General features: G+C 63.2%; 27 protein-coding genes and 1 tRNA gene. 16 read left to right on the plus strand and 12 right to left on the minus strand.

Annotated elements, in window-relative coordinates; all coding sequences use genetic code 11:
* Positions 1-342: 342 nt before the first annotated feature.
* From ACNO8S_RS10420 to ACNO8S_RS10435, 4 genes are all read left to right on the plus strand, one after another.
* Positions 343-993, plus strand: a complete 651-nt coding sequence (locus tag ACNO8S_RS10420) for an HVO_2922 family protein (protein WP_050007733.1) — start codon at positions 343-345, stop codon at positions 991-993.
* Positions 994-1075: 82 nt separating this feature from the next.
* Positions 1076-1408, plus strand: coding sequence for an MTH1187 family thiamine-binding protein (locus ACNO8S_RS10425; protein ID WP_064287669.1), 333 nt, complete (start codon positions 1076-1078; stop codon positions 1406-1408).
* Between the two features lie 24 nt (positions 1409-1432).
* Positions 1433-2365, plus strand: coding sequence for a methenyltetrahydromethanopterin cyclohydrolase (gene mch, locus ACNO8S_RS10430; RefSeq protein WP_014040879.1), 933 nt, complete (start codon positions 1433-1435; stop codon positions 2363-2365).
* A 6-nt stretch (positions 2366-2371) separates the two neighbouring features.
* Positions 2372-2869 carry a hypothetical protein gene (locus ACNO8S_RS10435; protein ID WP_014040880.1) on the plus strand — a complete coding sequence of 166 codons (498 nt, stop codon included), beginning with the start codon at positions 2372-2374 and terminating at the stop codon, positions 2867-2869.
* 12 nt (positions 2870-2881) lie between these two features.
* Here ACNO8S_RS10435 and ACNO8S_RS10440 read toward each other — a convergent pair whose 3' ends face one another.
* The 3 genes from ACNO8S_RS10440 to ACNO8S_RS10450 all read right to left on the minus strand — a co-directional run bounded on the left by ACNO8S_RS10440 (position 2882) and on the right by ACNO8S_RS10450 (position 6070).
* On the minus strand, positions 2882-4513 hold the full coding sequence (locus tag ACNO8S_RS10440) for a GTPBP1 family GTP-binding protein (protein ID WP_420181876.1): 1632 nt from the start codon (positions 4511-4513) through the stop codon (positions 2882-2884).
* Positions 4514-4779: 266 nt separating this feature from the next.
* Positions 4780-5463, minus strand: a complete 684-nt coding sequence (locus ACNO8S_RS10445; protein WP_014040882.1) for a phosphoglycolate phosphatase — start codon at positions 5461-5463, stop codon at positions 4780-4782.
* A 37-nt stretch (positions 5464-5500) separates the two neighbouring features.
* Entirely contained in the window at positions 5501-6070 is a 570-nt protein-coding gene (locus ACNO8S_RS10450) for a J domain-containing protein (protein ID WP_014040883.1), read from the minus strand.
* A gap of 574 nt (positions 6071-6644) precedes the next feature.
* On the opposite strand from ACNO8S_RS10450, the gene ACNO8S_RS10455 reads away from it, so the two are divergent.
* Together ACNO8S_RS10455 and ACNO8S_RS10460 are read left to right on the plus strand one after the other, a co-directional pair.
* A complete protein-coding gene (locus ACNO8S_RS10455; RefSeq protein ID WP_420181877.1) occupies positions 6645-9746 on the plus strand; it encodes an adenosylcobalamin-dependent ribonucleoside-diphosphate reductase in 3102 nt (1033 codons plus the stop codon).
* Positions 9747-10007: 261 nt separating this feature from the next.
* Entirely contained in the window at positions 10008-10439 is a 432-nt protein-coding gene (locus ACNO8S_RS10460; RefSeq protein WP_151103619.1) for a hypothetical protein, read from the plus strand.
* A gap of 61 nt (positions 10440-10500) precedes the next feature.
* Here the strand turns inward: ACNO8S_RS10460 and ACNO8S_RS10465 are convergent, their stop codons facing one another.
* The 4 genes from ACNO8S_RS10465 to ACNO8S_RS10480 form a co-directional block, all read right to left on the minus strand.
* Positions 10501-10791 carry a DUF7526 family protein gene (locus ACNO8S_RS10465; RefSeq protein WP_014040885.1) on the minus strand — a complete coding sequence of 97 codons (291 nt, stop codon included), beginning with the start codon at positions 10789-10791 and terminating at the stop codon, positions 10501-10503.
* Positions 10792-10872: 81 nt separating this feature from the next.
* Positions 10873-11268 carry a PIN domain-containing protein gene (locus ACNO8S_RS10470; RefSeq protein WP_191450596.1) on the minus strand — a complete coding sequence of 132 codons (396 nt, stop codon included), beginning with the start codon at positions 11266-11268 and terminating at the stop codon, positions 10873-10875.
* Complete coding sequence (locus tag ACNO8S_RS10475; protein ID WP_191450597.1) at positions 11265-11510, minus strand: antitoxin VapB family protein; 246 nt, start codon at positions 11508-11510, stop codon at positions 11265-11267. Before ACNO8S_RS10475 ends, ACNO8S_RS10470 begins: the two co-directional genes overlap by 4 nt.
* Positions 11511-11659: 149 nt before the next feature.
* Positions 11660-13180, minus strand: coding sequence for a sulfite oxidase (locus ACNO8S_RS10480; protein WP_420181878.1), 1521 nt, complete (start codon positions 13178-13180; stop codon positions 11660-11662).
* A gap of 105 nt (positions 13181-13285) precedes the next feature.
* On the opposite strand from ACNO8S_RS10480, the gene ACNO8S_RS10485 reads away from it, so the two are divergent.
* Both ACNO8S_RS10485 and ACNO8S_RS10490 read left to right on the plus strand, forming a co-directional pair.
* Positions 13286-13408, plus strand: a complete 123-nt coding sequence (locus tag ACNO8S_RS10485) for an HVO_2523 family zinc finger protein (RefSeq protein WP_004591539.1) — start codon at positions 13286-13288, stop codon at positions 13406-13408.
* 46 nt (positions 13409-13454) lie between these two features.
* Entirely contained in the window at positions 13455-16034 is a 2580-nt protein-coding gene (locus ACNO8S_RS10490; protein WP_146417076.1) for a PAS domain S-box protein, read from the plus strand.
* On the opposite strand, the gene ACNO8S_RS10495 is transcribed toward ACNO8S_RS10490, so the two are convergent.
* Positions 16012-16671, minus strand: coding sequence for a TVP38/TMEM64 family protein (locus ACNO8S_RS10495; protein ID WP_014040888.1), 660 nt, complete (start codon positions 16669-16671; stop codon positions 16012-16014). The two genes, ACNO8S_RS10490 and ACNO8S_RS10495, sit on opposite strands and share 23 nt — an antisense overlap.
* A gap of 51 nt (positions 16672-16722) precedes the next feature.
* Between ACNO8S_RS10495 and ACNO8S_RS10500 the strand changes: the two genes are divergently transcribed.
* A complete protein-coding gene (locus ACNO8S_RS10500) occupies positions 16723-17112 on the plus strand; it encodes a DUF5830 family protein (RefSeq protein ID WP_008312872.1) in 390 nt (129 codons plus the stop codon).
* 129 nt (positions 17113-17241) lie between these two features.
* Here the strand turns inward: ACNO8S_RS10500 and ACNO8S_RS10505 are convergent, their stop codons facing one another.
* Positions 17242-18252 (minus strand): DUF7115 domain-containing protein, encoded by a 1011-nt coding sequence (locus tag ACNO8S_RS10505; RefSeq protein ID WP_014040890.1) that lies wholly within the window; start codon positions 18250-18252, stop codon positions 17242-17244.
* Positions 18253-18397: 145 nt separating this feature from the next.
* Between ACNO8S_RS10505 and ACNO8S_RS10510 the strand changes: the two genes are divergently transcribed.
* Positions 18398-18542 (plus strand) — tRNA-Met (locus ACNO8S_RS10510).
* A 195-nt stretch (positions 18543-18737) separates the two neighbouring features.
* Here ACNO8S_RS10510 and ACNO8S_RS10515 read toward each other — a convergent pair.
* Entirely contained in the window at positions 18738-19328 is a 591-nt protein-coding gene (locus tag ACNO8S_RS10515) for a HalX domain-containing protein (RefSeq protein WP_014040891.1), read from the minus strand.
* A 193-nt stretch (positions 19329-19521) separates the two neighbouring features.
* On the opposite strand from ACNO8S_RS10515, the gene ACNO8S_RS10520 reads away from it, so the two are divergent.
* The 4 genes from ACNO8S_RS10520 (at position 19522) to ACNO8S_RS10535 (ending at position 21666) form a co-directional block, all read left to right on the plus strand.
* Positions 19522-19959, plus strand: a complete 438-nt coding sequence (locus tag ACNO8S_RS10520; protein WP_014040892.1) for a pyridoxamine 5'-phosphate oxidase family protein — start codon at positions 19522-19524, stop codon at positions 19957-19959.
* A 12-nt stretch (positions 19960-19971) separates the two neighbouring features.
* The gene (locus ACNO8S_RS10525) at positions 19972-20403 is read left to right on the plus strand and encodes a hypothetical protein (RefSeq protein ID WP_420181879.1); all 432 of its coding nucleotides are present in this window, start codon (positions 19972-19974) and stop codon (positions 20401-20403) included.
* Between the two features lie 213 nt (positions 20404-20616).
* Entirely contained in the window at positions 20617-20862 is a 246-nt protein-coding gene (locus ACNO8S_RS10530; RefSeq protein ID WP_014040894.1) for a hypothetical protein, read from the plus strand.
* Positions 20863-20967: 105 nt separating this feature from the next.
* Positions 20968-21666, plus strand: coding sequence for an SDR family NAD(P)-dependent oxidoreductase (locus tag ACNO8S_RS10535; protein WP_420181880.1), 699 nt, complete (start codon positions 20968-20970; stop codon positions 21664-21666).
* 21 nt (positions 21667-21687) lie between these two features.
* On the opposite strand, the gene ACNO8S_RS10540 is transcribed toward ACNO8S_RS10535, so the two are convergent.
* Positions 21688-21939, minus strand: coding sequence for a hypothetical protein (locus tag ACNO8S_RS10540; protein ID WP_014040896.1), 252 nt, complete (start codon positions 21937-21939; stop codon positions 21688-21690).
* A 94-nt stretch (positions 21940-22033) separates the two neighbouring features.
* Here ACNO8S_RS10540 and ACNO8S_RS10545 point away from each other — a divergent pair, with 94 nt between their 5' ends.
* Together ACNO8S_RS10545 and ACNO8S_RS10550 are read left to right on the plus strand one after the other, a co-directional pair.
* Positions 22034-22270 carry a DUF7576 family protein gene (locus tag ACNO8S_RS10545; protein WP_420181881.1) on the plus strand — a complete coding sequence of 79 codons (237 nt, stop codon included), beginning with the start codon at positions 22034-22036 and terminating at the stop codon, positions 22268-22270.
* Positions 22271-22318: 48 nt separating this feature from the next.
* Positions 22319-22969, plus strand: coding sequence for a hypothetical protein (locus tag ACNO8S_RS10550; protein ID WP_420181882.1), 651 nt, complete (start codon positions 22319-22321; stop codon positions 22967-22969).
* 27 nt (positions 22970-22996) lie between these two features.
* On the opposite strand, the gene ACNO8S_RS10555 is transcribed toward ACNO8S_RS10550, so the two are convergent.
* Positions 22997-24100 (minus strand): site-2 protease family protein, encoded by a 1104-nt coding sequence (locus ACNO8S_RS10555; protein WP_420181883.1) that lies wholly within the window; start codon positions 24098-24100, stop codon positions 22997-22999.
* Positions 24101-24137: the final 37 nt, after the last annotated feature.

The following is a 24137-nucleotide window of genomic DNA, read 5'->3' on the forward strand; positions in this document are numbered from 1 at the left end:
ATGCCCTACGTGGCGGATTCGTCCCACAGGTGCCACTCGTTGTTATGCTATCGAAATCGACAGTGTCAGTGCCTGACGAGTAGCGGCGAATTCACACAGCGTACTTCTCTGTCCCGAATTGGAAGGAACCTGTCGCATGGGGTCGCGTAGCCCTTCGTACACACCCGTCAGTCGTCGTTCCGGTTCGACGACCTATTACGTGCCGTCGCGGGAGAGCTGTCCACCAGAGGGTGCATCGTGCCAGCCGAGACCCTGTTATTTCGGTCAGCTGTTCTGAGGAGGTCGGGTGCCGTTTTGAGTATGGAGTACCATTATTTGTTGTCCCATCGTCAGTCCGGTTGTATGACAGACGAGACGGTCCACGAGTCACAGGAAACGCGGAGCCGAAGAGGAATTGCGTCGTACTTCCGACGGCTGGCGAACAGGCTCAGCCGCGGTGAGCCGGCCCCGGCAGATGAGGAACAGACTGTGACGGTCACGCCGCCGGCCGAATCCGAGTTCGAGGTTGAGGTCGAGCAGGAAGACGGCACTGTCACACTTGAAATCGATATGCAGTGGGACGAAGACGAGGGGGAGGTAGCGACTGACGTGGCTGCGAGCAAGGCGACCTTCGAGGTGTACGAGGACAATGCCGAGCAGTACCGCTGGCGGCTCGTCCACGACAACGGAAACATCATCGCCGACAGCGGGGAAGGCTACGCCTCCAAGCAGAAGGCCGAACAGGGGCTCGAAAGCGTCAAATCCAACGCACCCGGCGCGTACGTCGTCGACGAGTCCAAAGACGACGACGGTGTTGTCGAAGAGGGGGGCAGCAAAGCGACGTTCGAACTCTTCAAAGACAGCGAGGGCAAGGCGCGCTGGCGGCTCCGCCACGACAACGGGGAAATAATCGCGGACTGCGGACAGGGCTACGCCTCCAAGCAGAAGGCGAAGCAGGGCCTCCAGAGCGTGAAGACGAACGCTCGCGGGGCTCCGGTCGAGGAAGGCGAGTAAGCGCTTCGAACGGGAGTTTCTTCGGTCCAGTCCCCAGGCGAGTACCACAGCGGTTAGGTCGCGGGCACGCGTCGGAACCGGTATGACCTGCATAGGGTTTCTCTCGGTCGCACCGGTCATCGAAGGGAGCATGTCTTCCTACGTCGCCGACGCCGTCGCGGCGCTGGAAGCGTTCGACGTCGAATACGAGACGACGCCGATGGGGACCATCATCGAAGCGGAGGACAGCGAGGAGCTGTTCGCGGCCACCCACGCGGCTCACGAGGCCGTCGGCGAGCAGAGCGACCGCGTGAGCACGTTCCTGAAGATCGACGACAAGCGGACCGTCGACCAGCAGGCGCGGGACAAGGTCAACGCCGTTGAGGAGCATCTGGGTCGGGCAGCCAGAAGCGACGCGGCCGAAGGCGGAGATTAAAGGGAAGGGTGCCAAAGACGGCGTATGGACAGTCTCAATCGGATGGCCACGGAACTCGTTGACGAGGCCATCGACTTCGCCGACGAACTCACGATAGACGTACACGCGCTGGAGGGCGACGCCGCGGTGCTGGACTTCGGCGTCGAGGTCCCCGGCGCTGTCGAAGCCGGCATGCTACTCGCGGAAATCCAGACGGCCGGGCTGGCGACGGTCCAGTCCACGATGGCCACCGTCGACGGCGCGCCGCTGAACCACGTCGAACTGTCGACGGACCACCCGGCGCTGGCCCTGCTGTGCTCACAAAAGGGCGGCTGGGAACTGACTGTCGACGACTTTCAGGCACTCGGGAGCGGTCCCGCACGCGCGCTCGTCGCTGAGGAGGAGGCCTTCCAGCGCATCGGCTACCGCGAGGACGCCGACTTCGCCGTGCTGGCCCTGGAAACCGACGAACTGCCGGACGAGGACGTTGCGAGCCAGGTCGCCGAGCGCACCGGCGTCCCCGAGACGGGCGTGTTCCTGCCGTCGTTCGCAACCGCGAGTGTCACCGGGAGCGTCGTCGCCGCGGCCCGGGCCGCCGAACTGGCCGTGTTCCGGCTGGCCGAACTCGGCTTCGACCCGGTGTCGGTGCTGTCGGCCAGCGGCCGCGCGCCGGTCGCGCCGGTCGCCGGCGACGAAGCGACCGCGATGGCCCGGACCACGGACGCGCTCGCCTACGGCAGCGAGGTCCACCTCACTGTCGACGAGTCCTTCGACCGCTTCGACCAGGTGCCTTCCGTCGCAGCCGAAGAATACGGCGAGCCGCTGGAAGGCGTCTTCGAGGACGTCGGCTGGGACTTCGCGGAGCTCCCCGTCGAACTGTTCGGCCCCGCGGCGGTCACCATCGACGTGGTCGGCGGCGACACGCACGTCGTCGGTGGGACGAGCGAGGGCGTCTTGGCCGAGAGCTTCGGCCTGTAATCGGGTATGCGTTACAAGGTCGCGCCACCGGCCCGCTCGCACTCGTTTCTGGAGAGCGCCAGAGACGCGATTCCGCTCGTCCCCGACAGCGAGGCCGACTGCTGTCGCGCGATTCAGACGGCGACTGACGTGTCCGACCGCGAAACGGCCCAAAAATATCTGGTTTTCCTACAGGCGCTGGGACTGGTCGCCGAGAGCGACCGGGGCTACTACCGGACGCGGACCGACCACGACCAGGCGGCCCTCGCAACAGCGTTCGAGAAATCAGTCTTCGGCGTCGACGTGCTCGTTGAGGCTCTCAATTCGGAGCCGGTAGATACTGATGATGCGTTCGATGCCCTTCGGGCTGAGATTCCCCGCTGGGAGCGAGAGCGTCACGCTGACTGGGAAGCCGTCTGGCAGGAGCGCACGGCGAATCTGCTGGAGTGGGCCGTACTGTTCGGACTCGCCGAGAAAACGACTGACGGCTACAGACAGCCGACTGAAGACGGGAAAGACCAGTGAGACAGCGGACCGCTACTCCGCCGGGTCGATGTCGGTGACGGTCCCGACGCCCTTCGAACTCCCCTCGCGGAAGACGAACTTCTGGCCTTCCTCGACGAGGTAGGAACGGCACTTGAACCGAACCCGGGCCTTGCCCGCGTCGCCCGGGAGCAACTGCCCGCCCTCTGGATAGAAGGCCGCGGCCTCGCTGACCGTTTCGAGGTGGACGACGGGTTCGTAGCCGTCGCCGATGCGGGTCGGATGGTTCAGCACCATCACCTCGGCTTCGAACTCCCGGACGGGCGAGGGGTCGGCGTCGGCCGGGAGCAGGACCATCCCGCGCTCGATGTCCTGCTCGCGGACGCCTTTCAGTGCGATACCAACGATGCGACCGGCCTTTGCCTCGTCGACCCGGTGGTAGTGCATCTCGATGGACCGGACCTCGACCTCGCGGAAGCTCCCGTCCTGCATCGGGCCGAGTAGCAGTTCGTCGCCAGCTTCGACCTCGCCGGATTTGATGGTGCCCGAGGCGACCGCGCCGACTCCCTGGACGTTGTACGTCCGGTCGACGTACATGCGGAAGTCGCCCACCTCCCCGGCGGTCTTTGGCAGGGCCTCGAACATCTCGTCTAAGTCGTCCAGCCCCTCCTTCGTGACGGCGCTTGTGGTGACGACGGGGACGACGGTCTCGGAGATTTCGTCGATGGCCGTGTCGACGCCGTGGCGCTCGACCCGAAGTGGCGTCTTGTCGACCTCCCGCAGTGCCTGTTCGACATCCCGTTCGACTTCTGCGACCCGTTCCTCGTCCACCAGATCGGTCTTGGTGATGGCGACAATCGTCGGGAGGTCCGTCGCTAGTAGAATCCCGAGGTGTTCCCGCGTCGTCTCGGTCACCCCGTCGTCGGCCGCGACGGTCAGGAGGCCGTAGTCGAGTTTCTGCCCGACGAGGCCGCGGATCGTCGTCCGGAGCCACGGCTCGTGGCCCACAGTGTCGACGAAGGAAACGAGCCGGTCTGATGCTTCGACGACCCGCGCTCGATCGTCCTTCCGGTGCGGATTGTCCATGCGGATCGGCTCACCGTCCTCATCGAAGCCGTAGACGCCGTAGGAGAGGTCCGCCGAGAGACCTCGGTCGACTTCGTGTGGTTGCACGTCGAGGAAGCCGCGTGTCCCGCCTTCCCCGTCGTCTGCGTCACCAGTGACCAGCGACCCCACGAGCGTGGATTTGCCGTGGTCGACGTGGCCGGCGGTTCCGACGACGATGTGGTCGTCGTCCGCGAGGACCGATCCCTCCGAGACGGTCGCGACACCGACGATGCCATCGGAGGCTGTCGACCCGTTCTCCGAGACGCCGTCGACGCCCCACGTTTTCACCTCTTCAATGTGTGCACCGGCTTCCTCTGCCAGCAGGCTGAGTACGTCCATCGACTCGGAGAACTCCGCCGGTGAGATGCCGGCCAGACCGCCGTCGTCGGTGACGCCGACGACGTACGTCGCCTCCCCATCCCCGGAGAGAACGCGGTGGCGGAGTTGCGCTGCAAGGGATTCGAGTCTGCCCTCTGACAGGTGGAGATCTTCGGTGAGCCGTTCTTTGAACTCGACGCTGCCGCCCTCCCGTTCACCGCGGTCAAGCGCGCGCCGGAGGACAGCCCGGTCGGGGCTCATACCCACCCGTTACTGTGGGGTAGATATAAGCCTTCCCCGGATTTACGGCTCCAGAGAACTCCTGAGAGCGGTGGCTGAGTGTATCTCTCACAGTATCAGTCGGACGGATATTTATACGCGAAGGCGCTGCCAGACCGGGTCGTGGACTGAGTCGCCACACGGAGTTTGCGGTTGTGTGACGCCGCTCCGTGTGCTGGGTTGCGCCGATGGCGTCACCTGTTTGCCCATCTGGTTAGCGACTGGTCTAAAAGTGAATCACACGACTGTCACTCCCGGTACGGCGCGACCGCTTCGAGAAAGCCGTCGCCGTAGGTCCCGTCGGTAACCCGGTCGGCGCGTTCGAGCGCTGTCTCGTCGGCATTGGCGACGGCCACGGCCTCTCCAGCCAGGTCGAACATCTGGGCGTCGTTCACTGAGTCGCCGACGGCGAGGAACGTCTCCGGAGCGAGGTCCAGTTCAGCACACACCGCTTCGAGGCCCGTCCCCTTGTCGACGACCGGGTCTGTAACGTGGTACGCGAAGCCGGTGTCGAGGACGACGAGCCCGCGTGCCGCGGCCAGGTCCTCCAGCGGTTCGAGCGGCTGGTCGAGCGACACGACGAGTTCCGTCTCGCGCCATCGGTTTGCCAAGTCGACCTGTCCGAATCCCAGGTCATGGCCCAGGTCGCGATAGGCCTCGCCGACCGCGAGCGCCGCCTCGTGGTCGCCTTCGAGCCTGAGCTCGTCGGTAGCTTCGACGAACACCACGCCGCCGTTCTCGGCGACGACCGTCCGTTCGATGCCGAGAAACTCACAGAGCGCAATTGGAAACGGCATCGCTTTTCCGGTCGCGATGACAACGCGTGCGGGCCACTCGCGAAGGACCGGCATGACGCGGGGGTCAATCGCTCGGCTTTCGTCAGTCAACGTTCCGTCGATGTCGACGATGAGCGGCGGCGTGTCGTTGTCCATACGTCCGGGTTCGGAGCGCTGCATATGGGAATTGCGGTCAGTCGTCAGTCAGCGTTTCGTAGGCCGCTTGCACCTGCTTGAATTCCCTTTCGCTCCCGCTGTCAGTGTCGGGGTGGACCTCCTTGACTTTCTCCCGGTAAGCCCGCTTGATCGTCCCCTGATCGGCGTCCGGCTCGATGCCGAGCCGCTGGTAGGCCTCCGCCGGACTCGGTCCCGACGACTGAACCCGCTGTCGGCGCTGCCGGCCGCCCGCTGCCTGGCGACGCTGTCGCTGCCGTCCCTGGCGACGACGCTGGCCACCCTGCGACGCTCGCGAGCGGCGCGCTCGGCGGCCGTCTCGCGGTGGTTCCCACTCCTCCCGTGGGCCGGCACCGAACCCACCGCGACGGGCGTTCCCCGTGTTCTGTGCCGCCTGTCGCTCGACCCGTTCGTAGAGGCTCGCGGCCATCTTCCCACTGAGGTGGTAGTACATGAAATACGTCGACACGCCGAACATGAGCGCCAGGAAGAGTACCGCGGGATTGATCACGAGGCCCACCGCTGTCAGGACGACTGTCAGGCCTCCAAACACCACTGCGATTCCCTTGGTGAGCCCGTCGTACTGCACGCACACTCCTTCGGTCCACAGACCTGTAAGCGTCCCGCCTCTCGCCTTCCATTCGGTCCGGCCTCGGACTGAATACCGGGCACGTTCCCGGATGGCACAGGGACGAACTGAGCTACCACCACACCATATCGACACCGCATGGACTGACAGGCCTGTTTTGCCAAAACCGCAGTACTGCGGTGCGTCTGACACAGCCTTACTCCCTCCCTACGCACTGTTAGCGAGCGTATATCACCACCCGCAAACCCCCGTCAGTTTCTACTGGATATCTCACTCACGTCTGGTGGTTCACAGGGACGGGGTTTCACTTTCACTTCGGTCTGGACAGTATTAAGGAGAATCGACGGCATCTATTCCGTTGTACGCGACTATCGTTTCACGCGTCACCAGCACAGTTCGTCGAGCACCGTAGCCACGACTCCGGAGATTGCTACGGCCGCCGCCGAATCGCAGACAAGAAGGATTAAACGCTATCGATGAATACGTATTCGCCGCCAGAAATGACAGGATCACGGGTAGCTACGACGAGGGGTATCGACCGACAGACGGCCGCTGTCGGGAGGAGGAGCGGGCGATGAGTAACAGCGACCTTTCCGCCGACGAGATCACGCTCCCGATCAAACGTACCGACGGTGACACTATCGAAGAGCGACTCACAGGCAACGCCTACCACAACATCCTCCCGGCTCGCTACCTCCGGAAGGACGCCAACGGCGACCTCATCGAGGAACCCGAAGACCTCTTCGACCGTGTCGCAAAGAACATCGCGCTCGCCGAGGCCGTGTTCGAGGCCAACAAGCAGGACGTCGACGTACACGTCTCGCCGGACCAGCTGAAGCCCGACCACCCGCGCCGCGACGAACTCGCCGACGAAGTGTTCGGCAAGGGAACGTCCGTCGACGACGACGTCGAGACCGAGCTCTCTGTCTACAACGTCAACAAATTCGCCTACGAGACGGTCGTCCCGGAACTGCCCGAGGGTGTCCGCGACCACGTCGAATCGACCGCCGACGCATTCCAGGAGCAGATGGAGCAGCTCTCCTTCATGCCGAACTCGCCGACGCTGATGAACGCCGGCGACGAACTCCAGCAGCTCTCCGCCTGTTTCGTCGACTCACCGGCTGACGACATCGACGACATCCACCAGACCGCCAAGGAGGCCGCACAGGTCTTCCAGTCCGGCGGTGGCATGGGCTATGCGTTCTGGAAGCTCCGCCCGTACGGCGACCCCGTCGGCTCGACCGGCGGCATCGCCTCCGGTCCCATCACGTTCATGCGGACCTACGACCAGATGTGCGAGACCATCGCCCAAGGTGGCGCCCGCCGCGGTGCCCAGATGGGCGTCATGCGCGTCTCCCACCCGGACGTCATCCAGTTCATCCACGCCAAGAACAAGGACGTCTCGCTCGCCGAGACGCTGCGCCTGAACGACCCGGACGACTTCACGCACAACTCCTTCGCCGAGGCGCTGGAGGAGGCTCGCGAACTCATCGACGACGACGGAAAGGTGCCAAAGCACCTCCGCAACGCCGTCGAGGGCCACCTCTCGAACTTCAACATCTCCGTCGGCGTCACCGACGACTTCATGGAGGCGCTGAAGGCCGGTGAGGAGTTCACCTTCACCAACCCCCGCACCGAGGAGCCCCACATCGTCACTGAGGAGACGAAAGAGCTGTACGACATGTTCGGTCTCGGCGAGCACGTCGAGGTCGGCGAGGAGCTCTCGATTCCGGCCGAAGAGCTCTGGGATGACATCGTCGAGGGTGCCCACGAGAACGGCGAACCCGGCGTCATCTATCTCGAGCGAGTGAACAAACAGCACTCCTTCGACGTGGAGGAACACCCCGACCACGAGATTCTCGCGACGAACCCCTGTGGCGAACAGCCCCTGGAGGAGTACGAGGCCTGTAACCTCGGGCACATCAACCTCTCGACGCTGGCCGCCGAAGACGCCCCCGACTGGCGCGTCTGGTCGGCTGCCCACGCCGACGAGTACGACTCGAAAGAGGCCGCTATCGACGCGTTCCTCGAAGACGCCATCGACTGGGACGAGTTCGACCGCCGCATCGAACTCGGCACCCGCTTCCTCGAGAACGTCGTCACGATGTCTGACTTCCCGGTCGAGAAAATCGAACAGAAGGTCCGGGAGATGCGCAAGATCGGCCTCGGTATCATGGGCCTCGCCCAGCTGTACATCCAGCTCGGCGTCGCCTACGGGACCGAGGAGGCCAACGAAATCGCCCGCCAAACGATGCGCCACATCAACCACGGGTCCAAGGCTGCGAGCCACGAGCTTGCGACCGAGCGCGGCACCTTCGAGGAGTGGGACAACTCCAAGTACGCGAACCCGACGGACTACCCCGACTGGTTCGAGAAGCAGACCGGCGAGGACGCGGCGGACTGGGAAGACGGCTACCCGATCCGTAACCACAACACCACGACCATCGCCCCGACCGGGACGACTTCGATGATCGGCAACACCACCGGCGGGTGCGAGCCCATCTACAACGTCGCCTACTACAAGAACGTCTCCGACGACGTGCAGGGCGACGAGATGCTCGTGGAGTTCGACGACTACTTCCTCCGCGCGCTGGAGGACAACGACATCGACGTCGAGGCCGTCAAACAGGAAGCCCAGGAGCAGATGGCCAACAACGAGTTCGACGGCGTCGACGGGCTGACGACCGTGCCCGACGCTATCGGAGAGCTGTTCGTCACTACTGGCGACCTCTCGGCGAAGCAGCACGCGGGCATCCAGGTTGCCTGTCAGGAAGGCGTCGACTCCGCTATCTCGAAGACGGTCAACGCCCCGAACGACTCCACGACCGAGGACGCCGCCGAAGTCTTCGAGTACATCTACGACCACGGCGGCAAGGGCGTCACCTACTACCGCGACGGCACCCGCAGCAAGCAGGTGCTGACGACGCGCGCCCAGAACACGGAGTTCTCGGACATGGATGCCGACGAGATCGTCGCCCAGATCGAGGAGGTCTTCGGCGGTATCGAGGGCTTCCTCGAAGACGAAGCCGTGCAGGCGGCTATCGACGACTCCATCGAACAGGTGCTTGGTGTCGCCGACGGGGACGCCGAGTACGCCGAGAAGCAGACTCGGCCGGACGTGCTCCACGGCGTGACCCAGCGCATCGACACCGGCTACGGGAAGCTCTACGTCAACATCAACGAGGACCCCGAAACCGACCGGCCGTTCGAGCTGTTCGCCAACATCGGCAACTCCGGCGGCTTCACCGCCTCCTTCACCGAGGCGCTGGCCAAGACCATCTCGACGGCGCTACGCTCGGGCGTCGACCCCGAAGAAATCGCCGACGAACTGCAGGGCATCCGGTCGCCGAAGGTCGCCTGGGACAAGGGCGAGCAGATCCAGTCCATCCCGGACGCCATCGGCACGGCCCTGCGTCGCTACCTCGACGGCGACGTCGACAAGGCCTACCCCGACCAGACCACGCTGGAGGAGACTGCCGAGAAGGCCGACGGCGAGACCGCCACGCAGACCCAGACTGACGGCGGTGCGGCCGCCGCCGCATCTGACGCAGGTGGCGACCAGCAGGACATCATCGACGCCGGCGAGAGCCCGGAGTGTCCTGACTGTGGCTCGCTGTCGCTGTACTACTCGGAAGGCTGCAAGACCTGCGAGTCCTGTGGCTGGTCCGAGTGCTGAGTCGGTGACACACGGAGTCGGCTTTCACCGCGATTGACGCCGTTTCTTTTCTAGTAACAGCGTGTCATAGAACTATTCGCAAACCCCGTGTCGGTTATTGATAAATGGTCAATACAGATGACATACTGATTAAATCATCAAAAACTATTGGTTAATATTATCCGCTCTTTCTCAATGGTTCCGGCAAGAGTGTCCACCCGGTATGGGGCCTATATGAGTTGGATCACAAAGTATTCACTCGATAACACTAACCAAACTGTAATGGATTCCTCACGATCGGTCTTTCTGGCAGTACTTGTCCTATGTCTGGTTGGCGCGGGTTGTGTGTCTCCGAATAGTTCTGAGATCAGCACATCAACCGAGTCTTTACGTGAGGATACAACAACCGATGAGCAAACTCCTCAACTAGTGGTAAATAACAGTGCAAAAAAACGAGCACTATCCGCTGAGGAGGATTATATTTTTAATCAGCTACAAAATGCTTCTTGTGCAAGTGGTGCACCTGGAGGGCAAACTGGAACGAAATATGCTGAAATAATAAATGAGACAAATCGTGGAAAGTATGTTGAGGTAAACGTCCCGTATCACTACTCAACGAAAGAATTAGAAGCGGATTACGAATCAAAGGCCCTCTATCTAATTGATGGTGCGAATATAATGAGAGTTAAAGGAGATGAGATTACCCCTTGCTGAATAAACATCAGTTATTCTTATCACTCTATGAAATATTTAGTGTCGGTATCCGGTGCGTCCGCTACCGGAATTCCGTGACGTCGTACACACCGGTAATCGTCGTTTCCTCGACAGCCGCCGTGATTTCCGCGCCCTCCTCGGCCGCCGAGTCCGCGACGAGCGTCACCGGCTCGATAGGCTGGCGGCGGAGAAAGGCCGCGATCCGTTCGAGCCACGATGGCTTCCCGCCCTTGCGACAGACGATGACGTAGCGTGAGTCCGCGAGCGACGCCATCTTGGGCTCGAAGTCGTAATCCTCGTGCTCGGCCGGCTCCACGACGTGGATGACCTCGCCGGCAATCGTCTCGTCCATACCCACGATAGCGACTACAGCGGTATGTGCCGCTCGCTTCTGTTGCTGGGACAATTGCCATAGGATGCGTGCAAACAGCGGTCAGTACAGTGCAACCGAAAGGCCATCGACTGTCTCGAAGTCGGTATCGTTGGTCACAACCGGCTCGTTGTGGACGAGCCCCGTCGCTGCAACAATCGCGTCGCCGGGCCCGAGCGTTGGCTTCGAGTCGCTTGTGAGGTGCTCCCCTTCGAGGACGCCCGCCCGGCGAGCGATGTTCTCGTCGAGCGGGACGACCGGTTTGTTGGCGACCAGTGCGTCGTACGCGCGGGCGTTCTCGTTCGGGTCCCCGCCAGCACCGACACTGACGTACAGTTCCTGAATGACCACTGTCGGAATACGCGTGGGCACCCCGTCGGCTTCGAGTTCCGCCGCCTGCTCGACTGCCCCGGGCTCCTCGGCCTGCAAGGAGATGAGAAACTCCGTGTCGAGAATCATTCAGCGTCGAGTTCCAGCCGTTCGAGCCGGTCCTCTCGGTCCGCCGTCGCCTGCTCGTCGGCCTGGTCGAGCAGTGCACGGTGGCGGTCGGCGTCGTCGGCCGAGTAGCCGCCGGCGAAATCCAGCAGCGAGTACTCGCTTGTGAGTCGGTCAATAGCCTCGGAGAACGTCTCTCCGTCCCGCTTGTGAGCTTTAATCCGCTCGTAGACGTCCTCCTCAAGCCGAATGGACTTTGTCCCCATGTGTATACAGTCGTATACAACTCGCTTGAATCTTTTCCTGAACGCCGTCTCACAGGCGACGCCCAGTTGACCGGCACATCACTGCTGTTCTGCGCACATCGGGCCCGTCTGTACAATTGGTTCCGGTCCAGCGTGAGGGAACTCGGAGGCTACGAGTACTGCTTGGAGACCCATCCCGAGGGACCGCTGGGGTAGGAGTCGGTCTCCTCCTCGGGCTGGAGTTCGCCGCGCTGGTCGACCATCCGGACGACGACGGTGTGGCCGCCCGAGGGCAGGTCGTAGGTGTACTCCCACTGTCGCCACGCGTCCTCTGCGGGGCCGTTGCCGTCGGCCGCCGGCAGTTGGTCCGAGAGCGTCGCGTCAGCCCACGTCTCGCCGCCGTCGGTGGAGACTTCGACGCGCTGGACGCCGTGCAGGCCGGCGTAGGCGTGGCCACCGATGCGGCGGCGGCCGTCCGAAAGCGTCGACTCGTGGTGGAGTTTGGCAACCGGATTGACGGGGCCGGTCCCCTGCCAACCGCGTTTCTCCCAGTAGCCGTCGGCCTCCTCGTCGAGAATTTCGATCTCCGAGAGCCACTTGACGTTGACTTCGCCCCAGTGGCCGGGGACCAGTGCTCGGACGGGGTAGCCGTGGCCGCGCGGGAGGACCTTCCCGTTCATGCCGTAGGCGAGCATCCCGCCCCGGAGCGCGTCGATGGGGAACTCCTCGTAGTAGTCGTCCTCAGCCCGGAGCATGACGCATTCACAGCCGCTCTGAACGCCGGCTTCTTTGAGGAGGCTGTCGACGGGAACGCCGGTCCACAGCGCGGTGTCTGTCTTGTAGCCGTTGAGACTTTCACCGACACAGCGGAGCGTAACGAACCGGTTTTCGGCATCCATCTCTATGATATCCTCATAGTCGAGCGTGACTTCCTCCTCGACAGCACCGGTGATGGAGAGCGACCAGTCCGCGGTCGAGAGTTCCGGGTCGATGGAGTTGATGTCGACCTCGTAGAAGTTCTCGCTGACCAGCGGGTCGATATCGCCGAGGCCAAGGGAATAGTCTGCCGCGACGGCGAGCTTTTCGTCGACATCGTCGAGGTCCGCTCCCGGCGCATTCAGCACGGGCGCATCGTCACCCGTCGCGACGACCGACCGCTGGTTGCCAGTTGCGTAGCCGACCGTCGCCGCGCCGATGGCCGCGCCAACCGTCGAGAGCGCTCGCCGCCGCTTCGAGGAGAGCGGAGACGTCGGGCCACCGAGTCCGTCAAGCGCCTGTGCAAGTCCGACGACGGCGGCGGCGGGAACCGCCGGACCGGCCGCGAGGATGACCTCACCGGTGAGAACGACGCTCACGGCCCAGGTTACGACAGCCGTCCCGACGACCGGGAGGGCGCGGTTGTTCGCCAGTTGGCCGGTGAGTATGGCTGCCCTGGCTGCCAGCGCGATGAACAGCCCCGCGAGTCCGACGGCGAGCAGGAGATTCAGCTGTTGGCCGAGGCTGCCGAGCGTCGAGATAGCGGTCGAGACGACGATACCGGGCATCGACCGCGCGAGCGTCCGCTCGATTGGCGAGGCGATGAATGTGGGTGCGTAGCCGGTCACAGCGTAGGAGCCCGCCAGGCCTGCGACGGCGGCGGCAACGCTAACCAGCAGCCGACCGCCGGGCGAGTCAAGGAGGTCGTCAGTCATGACTCAATCGAGGGTCTACCTCGCAAAAGGGATTGTTCCAATTTCGTCCGGATTCCGTTCCGAAACTCCGGAAGACACAAGCGAGCGGAGCTGTTCTACGAAATCATGGACGAGCAGCCCGGGGGTCGGCCCTGCCCACTCTGTGAACGGGCAATGTACCACCGACACTGCAAGTACGTCTGTCCGGAGCACGGCGTCGTATATGACTGCGCTGACACGTTCTACTGACGATACGCTCGCGGGTTTAATATCTTGGAACAACGAAAGAAGTGATATGAGTGGCCACGGGGGAGAGATTTCGGTGCTGCACGTCGACGACGACCCCGACCTTGGCGATCTCGTTGCGGTCCATCTGGAGCAAACTCACAATGATATCTCCGTCTGTACCGTGCGAAGCGCGGCAGATGGGTTACAGCGGTTGTCCGAGCGTACGTTTGACTGTGTCGTCAGCGATCACGACATGCCGGGCATGGACGGACTCGAATTCCTGAAGGTCGTCCGCGAGGAGTACGAGGAGCTACCCTTTATTCTCTTTACTGGCAAAGGAAACGAGGAAATCGCGAGTGATGCCATCTCCGCTGGCGTCACCGAATACCTCCAGAAAGGAGTCGGGACGGACCAGTACACCGTCCTTGCCAACCGTATCGAGCGGGCTGTCGGGGAACGGCGGGCCAAGGCCGCGCTCGAAGAGTCCGAGCGGATGCTGTCGACGCTCATCTCGAACCTGCCGGGGATGGTGTATCGCGCACGGAACGTACCCGATTGGCCGATGGAGTTCGTCAGCGACGGTGCGACGGAGTTAGTTGGCTACAGTTCGGAGGCGCTTGAGAGCGGCGACGTCTCCTGGGGGACGCTGATCAAAGAATCCGAGACGGAGCGTCTCTGGGAGACGGTCCAGACTTGTATCGCCGCCGACGAACCGTTCGAAGTCTCCTACCAGATCGAGACGGCCGACGGTGAGACCCGCTGGATGTGGGAGCGCGGGCGCGTCGTCGGCACTGACGACGACGGGGTCGAAATCCTCGAAGGGTTCATCACTGACGTAACCGCGCGCGAGGAGCGCGAGCGCGAACTCGCGAATCAGCGGGCATTTACCGAGAAGCTCATCGACTCCGTCGACGATATGTTCTACGTTGTCGGTCCCGATGGCAGTCTGGTCCGATGGAACGACACCGTCTCGTCGGTGACCGGCTACACAAACGAGAAGCTAGCGTCGATGGGCATTGGGGAACTCATCGTGGATTCCGACCACGAGAAATTATGGCGAGTGTTCGAGGAGACGCTGGAGACCGGATACGGAACCGTTGAAGCAGGTGTCGAGACGGCTGACGGCAGGGCGCTCCAGTACGAATTCAAGGGCTCGCTCATCGAAGACGAGCGCGGCGACCTGTTCGGGATTGCCGGTATCGGCCGGGATATTACGGAACGGAAACGCCGGGAACGGGAGCTCAGGGAGTACCGGACGCTGGTCGAAAACGTCGGGGACCCGATGTACGTCCTCGATACTGACGGGACAGTAGAGATGGTAAACGAGGCGATGGCCGCCCATCTGGGGTACGACCGCTCGGAAATCGTCGGCTCGGAACCAGTCCGTTTCATGCCCGAGACGGATGTCGAAAGAGCGACAGCACTCATCTGTAACCTGCTCGACGACGACGAGCGGACGTGGGGGGCCTACGAGATGCGGACGATATCCGCTGACGGGACAGTCCGGATCAACGAGGACAGGATCGCACCGCTGTTCGACGAGGACGGGAACTTCGACGGCTCGGTCGGCGTGATGCGCGAGACGACGGAGCGCAAGCAACGCGAACGGGAACTCGAACGCTACGAGACGATCATCGAGGCCGTCGGCGACCCGGTGTACACCCTCGACGACGAGGGTGTGTTCACCTACGTGAACGAGGCGATAGAGCAACTGACGGGGTTCGAACCGGACGAGCTGATCGGCGAGCACATCTCGACGATCATGACCGGCGAGGACATCAACCGCGGAAGCGAGCTCATCCGGACCATCCTGTCTGACCCGACCCGACAGAACGTGACCTTCGAAACGGATATTGTCGACCAGACCGGGAATCACACGCCTATCGAGATCCATATCGCGTTGCTTCCAGCCGCGGACGGGGAGTTCAACGGCACAGCGGGCGTCATCCGCGATATCAGCGACCGGAAAGACAGGGAGCGACAGCTTGCGGAGTTCGCGTCTGTCGTCAGCCACGACCTGCGAAACCCGCTGAACGTGGTCAAAGGGCGAATATCGGTCGCTCGGACGTCGGGCGACGTCTCGCACCTCGAAGCGGCAGAGTCCGCGGCCGATCGGATGGACGAACTCATAAACGACCTGTTGACGCTCGCCAGACAGGGCGATACGGTCGGCGAGACGACGATGGTCGACCTCGCTGCCCTCGCGAGCCAGGCCTGGATCGATGTCGAAACCGGCGAAGCCACGCTCGAAAAACACGGGACAGCGGCGGTCGAAGCCGACGCGGCACGGCTTCGCACGGTGTTCGAGAACCTGTTCCGGAACAGCGTAGAACACGGCTCCACGAGCAGTCGGACGGAGTCCGACGACAGTGTGGAACACGGACGTTGTGCAGACGGCGCAGCCCCGGTCACTGTCTCCGTCGGAACAACGGACGACGGATTTTACGTCGCCGACGACGGCGTGGGAATCCCACCGGAAGAGCGAGATGACGTGTTCGAGCGCGGCTACACCACGAGCGACACCGGGACCGGGTTCGGGCTGGCAATCGTCGTTGAGGTCGCACAGGCCCACGGCTGGTCTGTGTCGGTGACCGAAAGCGAGGACGGCGGCGCGCGGTTCGAGTTCACGACGAGTTCGGAGCGCTGACATGGCGGTAAGCCGGGCCGGCGAGTACCAGCACAGCCAGTGCCGCGGAGAACAACAGGACGTGCGGGAGCGCGTCGACACTGAGCCCCGTGAGCGTCAGCGACCGCAGCGACGCGCCCGCGGTGACCTCGACCGCGACCCACGGAATCTCGCCGAGGAACGTCCCGACCGCAAAGGAGCGCGGCGAGACGCGGGCGAACCCGGCTCCATAAGAGACGGGGTCCGCAGGCACCGGTGAGAGCCGTGCCGCGAGCACCCCCCGCGTCTCGCCGGTCACCTCGATAATCCGGCGGCCTGAGTCCCCCAGCCAGCCGAACATCCCGCCCTGTTCGCCGGCCCGGAGCGCGAACCGGTAGGGGATGAGGCAGGTGACGAGTGCGCCCATCAGTGCGACCGGGAAGCCGTATTTGACGCCGAGGACGAACCCGACGAACGCGGACAGCGGCATCGTCGGCCACGCGAAGAACGGGCGAACTAGGTACAGCCCGACGATGACGCCCGCGAGGTAGACAGGGTGGTCGGCGAGATGCGTCGTCTGGGCTACCACCCGCTCGGGGGTGAGCAGCGTTGTCGCGACGGCGACGACTACCACCAGCCCGGCAGTCCCGACCAGTTGTCGCTTCGCGAGGCGGTCCATCTACCCAATTGAGCGGTAGCAATCGACAAACGCTTTGTGGTATCTTTTAGGTTGTTCGGGGTTGAATCGGCGATTGTGTCCGAGAGGCGTGATCCGGTCGAACTCGGCGTCGAACTGCTCGCCCATCTGGAACACGGGGAGCTGTCCGTCGCCGACGCGCTCGACCGTATCGAGACAGTGACGACCAACCCACAGGTCCAGCGCGAGATACTCGATACTGCAGTGATGCGTGGCCTCATCGAGCGCGAGAACGGCGTCGTCCGCCCGCGGTCACAGGGGTCGTACGTGAACTTCGACAGCGACGTGGTCGTCCGCGAGGGGGAGTTCTCGTGTCAGCGCTGTGGCGCAGCTATCAGTACGGGCCACTTCGTCCAGTTCGACGGCGGCGAACTGGGACCGTTCGGGTCGACGTGTATTCGGAAAGTGTTAGGGCGGGAGTAGCGGGGGGCGCGAGCGAAGCGAGCGGCCCTCGGAATTACGAGCGGCGAACGAAGTGAGCCGCGAGTAGCGAAGTCGTGGACGGAGTGAGCGCCCCTCGTTGTGAAGGACAGGCAGTCAAAAACAGACCGTTCAGCGGCCCTGGCGGAGTTCCTTGATGAGCTGTTTGATGGTGCGCTCCTGCTTCTGGAGCTGTTCGTTCTGGGCCTCGACAGCGGCGGTCAGTTCGGCGACCTGTGCTTCGAGTTCAGCGATATCGGGGTCTGCCGAGGTGTCCGGCTCGACCGAGTCGGTGTCTACGCTGGTTACGTCACTGGATTGGGTATCCGTCGTGGCTTCGGCGGTGGTTCCCTGCTCGGTGGTCGCTGCAGTCGTGGCCTGTGTCCCGGCGCTCGCAGATTCAGCTTCGGAGCCGTCACCGCCCTCCTCGTCGTTGCTCACGAGCGGGTCGATACCGGATTCGAGGCCGAGACCGTTGCCGGATTCGTCAGCATTCTTCTCGGGGTCGGCCCCGACCTTGGCGTTGAGGTCGGCAAGCGAATCAACTTCGTGGTACGCGAAGAGAGCCTCTTCGAGTGTTTTCCGGACCATCGGTGCCTGCTCGGACGGGGCCTTGATGCGCTCTGGCCGCTCGTTGAACGAGAGCACGACAGCCGTGGCGACGCTGCCCTCCTCGAACTCCAGACCGGTCACGTCGTCGAAGGAGAACGCCTCGTAGTCGGCGTCCCAGGTGACGTTGCCGATGTGCTTGAGTAGCTGGCGGTCGGTGACGACCAGCGTCAGTTCGCTGAACCGGAACACGCCGGCGAGACTCTCGTCTGGGGCGATACCGCCCGAGACGGTGAGCTTCCCTTCGAGCAGCCGTTCGAGGACGGCATCGCCGCGGCTGCCGGGAACGGATAGTTCGAGCTTCTCACTGGTGTAGATGAGCGAGAACTTGGTCTTGCGGCGGCCTTCCGAAACCGTGAGCCGTTCGAAGTCGTGCGGATAGCTGGCGACCTTCTCGTCGCTGAGAAGGCCCTCACCGCGGTAGACGAGCGTCCGGGTCGGTGTGAAACAGGCCGCGTCTTCGTCGCCGAGGTTGACACCGCCCCGGATCTCCTCGTCCCCGAGTTCCTGCTGGACGAGGTCTGGTATCTCCATACTGCCTGCATACCTGCGTGGTGGCTTAAATCCGCGGGTCGATTATCAGCGCCGATCAGGCGGACAAAGCGTGGGACTGTGCCACAGTCCCGGCAGAGATGAGAACCTTCAAGACGGCTAACGGCCAACGGCTGAATGCACCCGCGCCCGGGTGGCTTAGCTGGACATAGCGCCGCACTCATAGGGTCTTTCGACTCATGCGGCAGTGCACCCGTCATGACCCCGGGGCGCTCGTCACGCCCCAGACCTGGGCCATGCGGAGATCGAGGGTTCGGAGCCCTCCCCGGGCATTTTCCAGATCACATCGGCCAGCAGCCAGCAGCATCACTGGCCCGTGCCGAACAAACGGTACGCGACTAGCCCGAGCAGGGCTGTTCCGAGCGAGCAGACGGTATCCTCGCCGAGTCGCTCCCGAACGCTGTCGTGCTTGTCACGACTGTTTGGAGACGTAGATGGTAGTTTCGTGGGAAAAGAACCGCCAGCGGTCAGCCAGACGAGAGGCCGCCGCCGGGGAACTCCTGAAACACGGCTTCGAAGTCGTCAATCTCTGCGGCCGTGGAATCGGCTGTCTCGCGGAGTTCTTCGAGTCGTTCGCTGACAGTCCGGTACTCGTCGCTGGCTTCCAGTTGCGCGGTGTTCTTCTGCGTTTCCAGCGTCGCCTTCTTCGAGGCCACGGCGAAGTACTCCTGCACCTGATCGTCGTACGTGGTCCGGACGAGCATCTCCGAGACGGTGTCGAGGAGGTCCTCGCGGCTGACCGGCTTAGTCAAGTACTCGTCGAAGGGCATCTCGACGATGTCGAAGTCCGGGTCGACGGCCGTTACCATCACTACCGCCGGGTCGACACCCCGTTCTGCGATGGTATCGAGGACTTCGTCACCGCTCATATCGGGCATCTGCCGGTCCAGAAAGACGACGTCGACGGACGCGTCGACTAACTGGAGCGCTTCCGTACCGCTGTGTGCGGTCCGAACGTCGTGTGCGGTCAGCAGCCACGTCGAATACAGATCCGCGATATCTTGTTCATCGTCGACGACGAGAACCGTTGCCTCCTCCGTCTCAACACGCTTTTGCACTTGTTGTCCCTCCTGTCGACTCACGTACTGCTCTCACGGTGACTTTCCCGAACAGCAAGATAAAGGTACCCAGCATATTATCGATTCTGAGAACACTGCAGTTGGTCTGTTGACTTTTTCATGGAGGCGTGCTGTCACAGGGCAGTGACTCATGCCAGAGATGTTAACATAGCGGCGACCGTACCCTGTGTGTATGGTGACCGTCTCCGGACCGTGGACGAGCGGGGAGATGGAACAGTTTCTCAGCGCCGAAACGGTTCCACTCCGTCTCGGGTGCCGAACTCCAGCAGACAGGCCCTGGATGCTCTCGCTCTGGTACCGATTCGTTGACGGTGTCTTCGAGTGTGCGACCGGGGCAGACGCAGCGGTTGTCGACTACCTCGACTATGACGGCGACGTGTCATTCGAAGTCTCGACGAACGAGCCGCCGTACCGCGGCGTCAGAGGCAATGGCACAGCGACGATGACAACAGACGAGGACAAGACGGTGCTCACCGACCTGCTGCACCGCTATCTCGGCGGGACCGACTCACCACTGGCCGAACGACTGCTCGCACCCGACCGCCGCGAGATCCAGATCACGATCACACCCGACCGTCTCCACACCTGGGACTATAGCAACCGGATGTAACTGCCTGAACCAATGGGACCCACAGACTCAGCCATGGAAACTGACCCGACAGACATCAAATCAATCGCGATAAGCGCCACCGACCTCGTCGCAGCTATTGAAGCGACTGCAGACGAATCAGAGACCGTGTTGCGCGTCACACCACCGTTCAGCGGCCGGATGCGGGCGCGTCTCCACGTCATTCAGGCCGACGACGACGATGACACGGTTCACATCGAGCCCGACTCACTGCTGACTACGGATGCACCGTCGTATCCGACGCCCGATGACACCGCCGACGAACTCCGAGCCGCGGACGATGAGACGTACTCGGTGGAGCGCCATCGGACCTACCACGAGCAGCGACTCGCCGAGTGGCGGGAGTCGCTTCCGGACCACGTCGTCGATAGCACGACACTAAGCGACACAGCGCACGACGTAACTGTGTCACTACTCGGACCGTAATCGGTCGTACACGTCCACCGGAGGCGTCACCGGGACTGGGAGTGTTACAGTAGGTTATACCACAGTTACACCGCCGATAAAACGTCTAAGCGTCTTTCAGCCGGTAATAAAATGAACGGCTAGGGGCCGCTGTGCGTGAAACGAAGCGAAACGGGCGGAAACCTCTAGAGGTTATAAGCTATCTCCAGTAGAAGCCGTGGGTAGGTCCCCCATATGTCAAGTTCGTCCGCATACGAATTACTCGCCCAGTTTGATGAGTCCGTCCCGGAGTTCGACGAGTCGCTCGTCTCCGCCGTTCGAGGTATCGCGTTCTGGACGGCGATTGCACTCCCGTTTTTATATCTCCCGCTACTGATTACCGGCCTGAACTCCGGGGCGACGCGGATCGCGTTCGTCGCGCTCGTCGTCTTCAACGCCGTGGCGCTGCGTATCGGCCACGCACACGGAGGAGACGACTGACACGGAACCCTGCGGTGCCGGTCACCACCATGGATATTGCGGCCCTCCACTCCGCATTGCCGCTGTGACCATACTTTCATCCACCTAGTAGTCGTTCGTATGCATATGTCACGGACAGCAGTTATCGCAGGTGTCGGTCCGGGCCTCGGGGAGTCACTGGCCAAAACGTTCGTCGACGAAGGCTGTCAGGTCGGCCTGTTCGCCCGGTCGGCGTCGTATCTGGAGTCACTGTCGGCAGACCTCGGTGACAACGCGCTCGCAGTACAGACTGATATTACCATCCCGGACCAGGTCGCAGCAGGCTTCGAGCAGGTCCGGGACGAGTTCGGCCCCGTCGACGTGCTCGTGAACCACGCCAGCGGCGGGGCGTGGAAGGGAACGCAGGAGATTTCACACGACGAGTTCCAGCGCGCGCTCGCCGTCGGTCCGGCGGGCGGGCTGGCCTGTTCCCAGGAGGCCGGCGACGACATGCTGACGGGTGACGGAGGGACGATAATCTTCACCGGTGCGACATCCGCCGTCCGGGGCCGCGACGGCGCAGTTGGGTTCAGCGCCGCCAAGTTCGCCGTCCGCGGGCTGGCCGAATCGATGGCCCGAGAACTCGGGCCCGAAGGCATCCACGTCGCCCACGTCGTCATCGACGGTCAGATTCTCCCGACGAACGCCGCCGACGCAGCTGACCGCGACACTCAGTCGTATCTTGACCCGGACGAAATCGCACAGTCGTACTGGCACCTCGTCGAACAGGACCGCTCGGCGTGGACGCTGGAACTCGATCTCCGCCCCCACGTCGAGACGTTCTGAGCGCCTCGGCTCCGATGCCGGCTATTCTTCGAGGAGGTCGACCCACTCTCTGAGCGGCCCCCGAATACCGTCGACTGAGATCGTCACGTCGCCGTCGAACCGCCACGTCGCTTGCGGGGAGTCCGAACCGAACCGCATCGGAATAGAGACCGAAATATCGTCGGCCGTGACGTGGAGCGCCTCGTCGCGGTCGACCGTCTCGTCGAGCAACCGTTCAACGGCCAGGCGGAGCTGTTCCGGGTCCGGGTCTGGAAGGTCTGTAGATTGACTCATACCTGTGGCTTGGAACCGAGGCTACCTCCGTGTTGCGTCGAACCGGTCGGTTCACCCCTGCTATTTACGGGTGTGTGGGACTCAGACGGTTTCGATGGAGTTGCCAACGCCGTATGCCCTCGGCGGGACCTACTACGTCGAGTCGGTGTCCGTGGGAAAGCAGACAGACGACGAGACGGTGCGCGATTGCGTGGTCTGTGGCGGTCACGTGTACGCCGACGACTGGCATCTCGTCGTCGGGGTCCTGGATACAGACGGCGGTCGACAGCGCCACCACCACTGTAGCGACGATTGCCTGACCGAGTGGCTCAAGCTCATGACGGCTGCCTGAGCAGCGGTGAGTCCGCGGAGTCTTGACGGTGGAACCCGTCGGGAAGATATGGACGAGCGTACGGGCGTATTCAGGGTCTACCGCGTCGTCGAAGCGGTCCCGCACATCAATTTATTTGACACCGACGCGACGCGGCTCTACACCGTGTACCAGTCCGGCTACGGCGAACGCCAGCCAGCAGTCGACGACCTCCGAACGGGAGACCTCGTCGAGGCGACGCTCGGCGGTGATCCCGACGATTCGGACGAGGCCTGGTCGCTACTTTCCTTCGAGCGGCTCGACCGGGTCGCGATGGACTTTGCTGTGGATGCTGAAGTCCCAGAAGTGGCGGCCGACCTCTGGGAACCGGGGCTCGAACGCCCGGCAAGCGCCGTGCTCGAAGAGGACGGCGAGCCGGTCGCGAAGTGTTTCGTGCAGCCGCGCGCGCCGCTGCCCGGCGGCACGTTCGTCCCGAGCGTGCTCACCGGCCTCGTGCCGATGGAATCACTGCTGACCGAACTCCCCGGTATCGGCGAACCGCCGACAGACGCTATCTTCATCGACCCCGACCCACCCGATGCCGACTCGTACGCCCGCCCCTACGGCGTCGCCGTGTTGTTCACCGCCGCCGCTGACGACCTACTCGCTGAGTTCCGGGACCGATATGATCTCTCTGCCGACACGGACAACAGACCCGAGTACGACCCGTACGGGCTGTAAGGGGTCGGTGGGGCGGTCCACAGGAGCCTACATCGTGATGACGAGCGGCACTGGAACGAAACAGAGCATGCCCAGAACGAACGTGACCAGGCCGATAGCCCAGCGGCCCGACCCCAGCGGCGTCTCGTCCAGCGGCGTCGCCGACCCGAGCCGACCGAACACCAGCGCCAGGAGCCCCCAGAACGCCCACAGTCCGGCTGCGCGACCCCCCTCAAACGCGACGAGGTAGCCCGCGAGCCCGAACAGGGCGACGGGGACGGCTAGCTGGACCAGCGACAGGCGGTCGCCGAACAGCGAGCGGGCGACGTGTGCACCGTCGAGTTGGCCGACCGGCAGGAGGTTCAGGAAGGTCACGAACGCACCCACCCAGCCGCCGATGACGACCGGGTTCGGGAGGAGCTGCGGGTTCGCGTACTCCAGTTGTTCACCCATCACCGCCGCGATGCCCTGCAACAGCAGCGGGTAGCCGAGTTCGATGTTCGTGACGATGCCGCGGGTTACCTCCACCGGTGGGAGCGTCACGCCGATGGCGGTCACGACGATTGTCGCGGCGAGGCCCGCCAGCGGACCGGCGACGCCGATGTCGAACAGCGCCTTCCGGTCGGGGATGTGGTCGTTCATGCTGATGACCGCGCCCAGCGTCCCGAGCACGTTCGGAAACGGCAGGAAGTACGGCAGGCTCGCCTCCACCTCGTGGTAGCGGCTCATGACGTAGTGGCCGAACTCGTGAATCGCAAGGATTCCCAGTGCAGCGGCGGCGAAGGGCCACGCCTCGAGCATGGCTGTCGGGTCGTCGAGAACAGACAGCCCGTACCAGCGGGTCCCGGCGTATAGTGTCGACAACAACGTCAGGACGGCGAGTCCGACGTTCAGCCACGGGACGCCGTCGACGCCGAGGGACCGCTCCCGCGCGATCAGGACCCACTCGCCCATCTCGCGCTGGAGCGCGACGCGATACCCGCGCTGACGGAACGCCGGTGCGATGCGGTGGATGACCTGTTCTGACTCGGTCATCGGCTCGCCGTAATACCGGACGCCGTCCTCGGCGGTCCTGTCGACCTCGTAGACGTAGAACGTGTCTGCGAGCGCTTCCGGGTCCGGTAACTCCGGCGGCGAGGACTGGGTCGCCATTACCTACGTTTAGGGTTCGACCCGTTTGAACCTGTTT

The sequence above is a fragment of the Haloarcula sp. KBTZ06 genome, assembly GCF_048595605.1.
Lineage (GTDB): Archaea > Halobacteriota > Halobacteria > Halobacteriales > Haloarculaceae > Haloarcula > Haloarcula hispanica.

What these genes read in the sequence shown, in the direction of transcription:
- ACNO8S_RS10420 (WP_050007733.1), top strand. Translation starts at nt 343, where the DNA reads ATGACAGACGAGACGGTCCACGAGTCACAGGAAACGCGGAGCCGAAGA.
- ACNO8S_RS10425 (WP_064287669.1), top strand. Translation starts at nt 1,076, where the DNA reads ATGACCTGCATAGGGTTTCTCTCGGTCGCACCGGTCATCGAAGGGAGC.
- mch (WP_014040879.1), top strand. Translation starts at nt 1,433, where the DNA reads ATGGACAGTCTCAATCGGATGGCCACGGAACTCGTTGACGAGGCCATC.
- ACNO8S_RS10435 (WP_014040880.1), top strand. Translation starts at nt 2,372, where the DNA reads ATGCGTTACAAGGTCGCGCCACCGGCCCGCTCGCACTCGTTTCTGGAG.
- ACNO8S_RS10440 (WP_420181876.1), bottom strand. Translation starts at nt 4,513, where the DNA reads ATGAGCCCCGACCGGGCTGTCCTCCGGCGCGCGCTTGACCGCGGTGAA.
- ACNO8S_RS10445 (WP_014040882.1), bottom strand. Translation starts at nt 5,463, where the DNA reads ATGGACAACGACACGCCGCCGCTCATCGTCGACATCGACGGAACGTTG.
- ACNO8S_RS10455 (WP_420181877.1), top strand. Translation starts at nt 6,645, where the DNA reads ATGAGTAACAGCGACCTTTCCGCCGACGAGATCACGCTCCCGATCAAA.
- ACNO8S_RS10460 (WP_151103619.1), top strand. Translation starts at nt 10,008, where the DNA reads ATGGATTCCTCACGATCGGTCTTTCTGGCAGTACTTGTCCTATGTCTG.
- ACNO8S_RS10465 (WP_014040885.1), bottom strand. Translation starts at nt 10,791, where the DNA reads ATGGACGAGACGATTGCCGGCGAGGTCATCCACGTCGTGGAGCCGGCC.
- ACNO8S_RS10470 (WP_191450596.1), bottom strand. Translation starts at nt 11,268, where the DNA reads ATGATTCTCGACACGGAGTTTCTCATCTCCTTGCAGGCCGAGGAGCCC.
- ACNO8S_RS10475 (WP_191450597.1), bottom strand. Translation starts at nt 11,510, where the DNA reads ATGGGGACAAAGTCCATTCGGCTTGAGGAGGACGTCTACGAGCGGATT.
- ACNO8S_RS10480 (WP_420181878.1), bottom strand. Translation starts at nt 13,180, where the DNA reads ATGACTGACGACCTCCTTGACTCGCCCGGCGGTCGGCTGCTGGTTAGC.
- ACNO8S_RS10485 (WP_004591539.1), top strand. Translation starts at nt 13,286, where the DNA reads ATGGACGAGCAGCCCGGGGGTCGGCCCTGCCCACTCTGTGAACGGGCA.
- ACNO8S_RS10490 (WP_146417076.1), top strand. Translation starts at nt 13,455, where the DNA reads ATGAGTGGCCACGGGGGAGAGATTTCGGTGCTGCACGTCGACGACGAC.
- ACNO8S_RS10495 (WP_014040888.1), bottom strand. Translation starts at nt 16,671, where the DNA reads ATGGACCGCCTCGCGAAGCGACAACTGGTCGGGACTGCCGGGCTGGTG.
- ACNO8S_RS10505 (WP_014040890.1), bottom strand. Translation starts at nt 18,252, where the DNA reads ATGGAGATACCAGACCTCGTCCAGCAGGAACTCGGGGACGAGGAGATC.
- ACNO8S_RS10520 (WP_014040892.1), top strand. Translation starts at nt 19,522, where the DNA reads ATGGTGACCGTCTCCGGACCGTGGACGAGCGGGGAGATGGAACAGTTT.
- ACNO8S_RS10525 (WP_420181879.1), top strand. Translation starts at nt 19,972, where the DNA reads ATGGGACCCACAGACTCAGCCATGGAAACTGACCCGACAGACATCAAA.
- ACNO8S_RS10530 (WP_014040894.1), top strand. Translation starts at nt 20,617, where the DNA reads ATGTCAAGTTCGTCCGCATACGAATTACTCGCCCAGTTTGATGAGTCC.
- ACNO8S_RS10535 (WP_420181880.1), top strand. Translation starts at nt 20,968, where the DNA reads ATGTCACGGACAGCAGTTATCGCAGGTGTCGGTCCGGGCCTCGGGGAG.
- ACNO8S_RS10540 (WP_014040896.1), bottom strand. Translation starts at nt 21,939, where the DNA reads ATGAGTCAATCTACAGACCTTCCAGACCCGGACCCGGAACAGCTCCGC.
- ACNO8S_RS10545 (WP_420181881.1), top strand. Translation starts at nt 22,034, where the DNA reads ATGGAGTTGCCAACGCCGTATGCCCTCGGCGGGACCTACTACGTCGAG.
- ACNO8S_RS10550 (WP_420181882.1), top strand. Translation starts at nt 22,319, where the DNA reads ATGGACGAGCGTACGGGCGTATTCAGGGTCTACCGCGTCGTCGAAGCG.
- ACNO8S_RS10555 (WP_420181883.1), bottom strand. Translation starts at nt 24,100, where the DNA reads ATGGCGACCCAGTCCTCGCCGCCGGAGTTACCGGACCCGGAAGCGCTC.